This is a genomic window from Cryobacterium sp. Hz7 (assembly GCF_004402815.1).
Classification (GTDB): domain Bacteria; phylum Actinomycetota; class Actinomycetes; order Actinomycetales; family Microbacteriaceae; genus Cryobacterium; species Cryobacterium sandaracinum.
Map to the genome: position 1 here is coordinate 1 of NZ_SOFB01000044.1, position 4,632 is coordinate 4,632.

General features: G+C 69.1%; 4 protein-coding genes. 2 read left to right on the top strand and 2 right to left on the bottom strand.

The window, feature by feature from the left end; all coding sequences use genetic code 11:
- Positions 1–199 precede the first annotated feature (199 nt).
- Positions 200–1,375, bottom strand: a complete 1,176-nt coding sequence (locus tag E3N86_RS09145) for an FAD-dependent oxidoreductase (protein ID WP_134374568.1) — start codon at positions 1,373–1,375, stop codon at positions 200–202.
- Positions 1,376–1,498: 123 nt separating this feature from the next.
- On the opposite strand from E3N86_RS09145, the gene E3N86_RS09150 reads away from it, so the two are divergent.
- Together E3N86_RS09150 and E3N86_RS09155 are read left to right on the top strand one after the other, a co-directional pair.
- Positions 1,499–2,791, top strand: coding sequence for an O-acetylhomoserine aminocarboxypropyltransferase/cysteine synthase family protein (locus tag E3N86_RS09150; RefSeq protein WP_134374570.1), 1,293 nt, complete (start codon positions 1,499–1,501; stop codon positions 2,789–2,791).
- Positions 2,788–3,399: a CoA-binding protein gene (locus tag E3N86_RS09155; protein ID WP_134374572.1), complete on the top strand. Its 612-nt coding sequence runs from the start codon at positions 2,788–2,790 to the stop codon at positions 3,397–3,399. Before E3N86_RS09150 ends, E3N86_RS09155 begins: the two co-directional genes overlap by 4 nt.
- Before the next feature lie 214 nt (positions 3,400–3,613).
- Here E3N86_RS09155 and E3N86_RS09160 read toward each other — a convergent pair.
- On the bottom strand, positions 3,614–4,632 hold a 1,019-nt coding region (locus E3N86_RS09160), incomplete at its 5' end, for a metallophosphoesterase (protein WP_134511805.1).

The window sequence follows — 4,632 nt, forward strand, 5'->3', positions numbered from 1 at the left end:
CTGCCCCTTGAGTTTCTGTTCCTAGACAGTCAGAAACCTAGACAGGAAGCGGCGTGCGGCCGTTAAGGCGCTCCGAAACACCCACAGATGAAGCAGGAGAGCCGAGATTTTGCCCGAATCGCACCCAATCAGGCCGAAAATGCGCTTTCAGAGCAGAATCTCCGTCGAATTGGTTCGACGCCGAACAGCGAGGTGGCGCTCAGCGGCGGGAGAGCCAGCCCCCGGCCGCGGCGTTCGGCGCCCGGTTCAGGGCGAACCGCGGCGGAGCGGCTGCGGTGCCCGTGGTCAGGTCGGCGAGGATTCGCCCGACCGTCGGCGTGAACTTGAAGCCGTGGCCGCTAAAGCCGGCCCCCACGATCACGGGGCCCACCCGGTCGAGCACGAAGTCCTCGTCGGCCGTGGTCGTGTAGGTGCAACTGACCGGGTCGAGCGTGTCGGGGTCGGCGCCGGGCAGCCATTCGCGCACATAGCGCGCCAGGGCAGCCAGCTGAACGGGCTCGGGCTGGAAGCTGCGCGCATCCGGGTCGGTGCTGGGACCCACGCCGTGCCAGCCGGCCTTGATCCCCTGGCCGGGCGTGTACATGCCGTAGACCGGCGAGTACCAGTATCCGTAGCGCGGGTCGGACCAGGCGGGCGCATGGTTGAAGCCGGGCCACTCGGTCTCGGCGTGTGCGGCGGCGGCCGGGGAGGCGTCGCGCAAGGCGAAGTGCGCCGGCTGCTCCTGCGTCACCGTGAGGCGCGGCATCGGGATCACCCCGGCCAGCAGGGCGCTGGTCCACGCGCCGACCGTGACGACGGCCCGGCGGGCGATGATCGTGCCGGCCTCGTGGGTCACCCGCACCCGGTCGTCGCCCTGCACCTCCAGGCGCTGCACGCGGATGCCGTGCCGCACGTCGGCCCCGGCGGTCTGCAAGGCGGCCTGCAGGGCGGTCACCGCGGCATCCGCGTTCACCCGGCCGGCGTCGGGGGCGAACAGCACCCGACCGTCGAAGCGGATGCCCGGCCAGCGTTCGGCTGCGGCCTCCGGGGCGAGGAACTCGGCGCCCAGGCCCACCCGGGCCAGCATTGCCGCCACTCGGTCGAACGACGGATTCGCCCCGTGATTGACGACGCCGACCTGACGCAGGAGTGTGCTCTGCGTCTCGGCTTCCAGCTCGCGCCAGAGCGACAGCGCCTCGGCAAGCATCGCCACGTAGGTAGGTTCGGCGTAGGCGGTGTTGAAATTGCGGGAGGCGCCGTGCGAGGCGCCGTTGAGGTGCCCGGGCATGAACCGCTCCAGCACGGTGACCGGCCGGCCCCGACGCGCCAGCTGCCAGGCCGTCGCCGACCCCATTGCCCCGCCGCCGATGACGACCGTCTCCACGCGCTCTTCCATGCCCTTATCCTGCCCGACCGGGCAGCACTGGCGCGCACGGGTTCTGCCGGGTCGGGCGCCACCCGTTTCGTACTGTTACGCGTCCACCCTGAGCCGCCCGCCGATCATCGCTAACGTAAGGCCATGGCAGATCGCGAGTACGGTTTCACGACCCGGGCAATCCACGCAGGTAACATCCCCGACGCCGTCACCGGCGCTCGGGCCCTGCCGATCTACCAGACCAGCGCGTTCGTTTTCGATGACACCGAGGATGCCGCCGCCCGCTTCGCCCTGCAGAAGTACGGCAACGTCTACTCGCGCCTGTCGAACCCGACCGTGGCGGCCTTCGAGGAGCGCGTGGCCAGCCTCGAGGGCGGGCTCGGCGCCGTCGCCACCGCCAGCGGCCTCTCCGCGCAGTACATCACCTTTGCCAGCCTCGCGGGCTCGGGCGACCACATCGTCTCCAGCGCGAACCTCTATGGCGGCTCGATCACCCAGCTCGACGTGACGCTGCGGCGCTTCGGCATCGAGACGACGTTCGTGCGCAGCGCGAACTCGGCCGACTACGCCGCCGCGATCACCGAGAAGACCAAGTTGATCTTCGCCGAGACCGTGGCCAACCCGTCCGGGGAGGTCGCCGACATCGAGGGGCTCGCCGCCGTCGCCCACGCGGCCGGGATCCCCCTGGTGATCGACTCGACCATCGCCACGCCCTACCTGACCCGGCCGATCGAGTGGGGCGCCGACATCGTGATCCACTCCGCCACCAAGTTCCTCGGTGGTCACGGCACCACGCTCGGCGGCGTCGTCGTCGAGAGCGGACGCTTCGACTGGCACAGTGACAAATTCCCGCTGTTCAGCGAACCGGTGCCCAGCTACGGCGGCCTCGAGTGGGCCGGCAACTTCGGCGAGTACGCCTTCCTCACCCGGCTGCGGGCCGAGCAGCTGCGCGACATCGGGCCGGCCCTCTCCCCGCACTCCGCGTTTCTGCTGGCCCAGGGCGTCGAGACACTGCCGTTCCGCATGCAGGCGCACGTGGACAACGCGCGCGCGGTGGCCGAATGGCTCGACGCCGATCCCAGGATCGACTTCGTCAACTGGGCCGGGCTGCCGGCGCACCCGCACTACGAACGCGGCCTCAAGTACCTGCCGAAGGGCCCCGGATCGGTCTTCAGCTTCGGCGTCACAGGCGGCCGCGACGCCGGGCGCACCTTCATCGAATCGGTCGATCTGGCCAGCCACCTCGCCAACATCGGCGACGCCAAGACCCTGGTCATCCACCCGGCCTCCACCACCCACGCGCAGTTGAACGAGACCCAGCTCGTCGACGCCGGCGTGCTGCCCGGCCTCGTGCGCATCAGCGTGGGCATCGAAGACGTCGAGGACATCATTTACGACCTCGACCAGGCCCTCGGCCGGATTGCGGGCGCCAAATGAGCGGTCACCACCTGAACATCGACGCCGCCCCGGCCACAGATGCCGCCCTGCACGACACCGTGCACCTCGCCAACGGGCTCAGCTGCTCGGTTCCCACCGGTTCCCCCCTCGCGAAGCTGTTGAATTCCCAGCGCACCTGGGAGGGTCCCGACGCCAAGGCCCGGCTGAAGATCCTGCGGGCGGCGAAGTCGATCGCCATCGTCGGCGCGTCGCCGAACCCGGCCCGCTCCAGTTACTTCGTGGGCACCTACCTGCAGCAGTCGAGCGACTACCGGGTGTACTTCGTCAACCCGAACGCGAAGACCATTCTCGGCGAGACGGCGTACCCCAGCCTCGCGTCGCTGCCCGAGGTACCCGATATCGTCGACGTCTTCCGTCGGGCCGGAGACATCCCCGCCGTGATCGACGAGGTGCTCGCTATCGGAGCCCCCACCGTCTGGGTGCAACTCGGCATCTGGAACCAGGAAGCCGCCGAGTACGCCGAGTCGAAGGGCCTCACCGTGGTGATGGACCGCTGCATCAAGATCGAGCACGCCCGGTTCCACGGCGGGCTCCACCTCCTCGGGTTCGACACCGGCCAGATCACGGCGCGCAAAACCATCCGCTGACCGAGCCCCAGCGCGGACACCGTGAAACCTACCTGCTCGCGATCGCACTATCCGGGCTCGGCGCCGCCGTGAACCTCCGCTCCATCCGGCGCACCGGGGGCAAAACCCTCCGCGTGGGTCTGACCTCGTGGACGCTGATCGCCGGCCTCGCCTTCCTGGCCGTGCAGCGCTACTGAGCCGGAGGCCGCGGGAGGGTTTTAGCTGGCCTATGCACCTAGTGGCAGCTGTCGGTGCCGCTGAATGCACCGGTGGTGCCGTCATTGGTGAAGGTCATCCCCGAAATCGGCAGGAACTGCCACGAATACGAATCGGCGTTGAGGGTGAGCTGCAACGGCCCGAACGCCGCTCGACTGCGGGCCTCCATCGCGCTGAGCAACGGGTCTGTGTTGGCGCTGAGCGGTTGCTGGTTCACGCCGCCACCACCGGCGGTGAAGGAGCGGATCCCGGTGAGGCTCTGGGAAGGTGTCGCCCCGGCACCGGAGACGCCGATGGGTTTGAAGATCTCGCTCACATGGTTGTGAGCCCCCAGATAGACGTCGACGCCGTTCGTCGCCATCAGGTCCCAGAGCGGCGACAGCGCCGGATACGAACCGTGGTTGGAACCGGTCGACCAGCGAGGTCGATGCCCTGCGACGAGGGTGCACTGGGTCGGCGCCGCGGTGAGTTGGTTCTGCAGCCAGACATACTGCGGGCTGTCCGCTCCGCATCCTCCGGTCACCCCGCCTGCGTCGCATTCCGTGTTCAGCACGATGACGGTCCACGACCCGATCGAGGTCGCGTAGTAGCCGTCGGGGCGCGAGCCGTAGGGGCCGAAGGCGACGCCGGTGCCGTAGAAGTAATCGAAGTACCCGGTGGTTCCGCCGTAGTATTCGTGATTGCCGAGCGCCGGGAGGGTGATCGGCTTGAGCGGCCCGAAGGTGTCGTTGTAGGCGCCCGCGCCCAGAAACTGGCTGAGGGTGGCTTCCTGATACTGCAGGTCGCCCAGAGCGATGAATCGGTCTGGTGCGGCGGCGGTGATCAGCCCGGCGACCTCGCCGTGCCGGCACGCCACGGATGACGTCGCTGTGCCCGAGGCGCAGGCCAGGTCGCCGACGGCCATGACCGTGGCCGCCGCGCCGGCCGTGACCACCGCGGTGGCCGTGGCGGAGCCGGCGCTGGTATTCCCGGCGGCATCGGCGGCGGTGACCCGGTAGTACCAGGTTCCGGCCGGCCGGGCGGCATCCGTGTACCTCA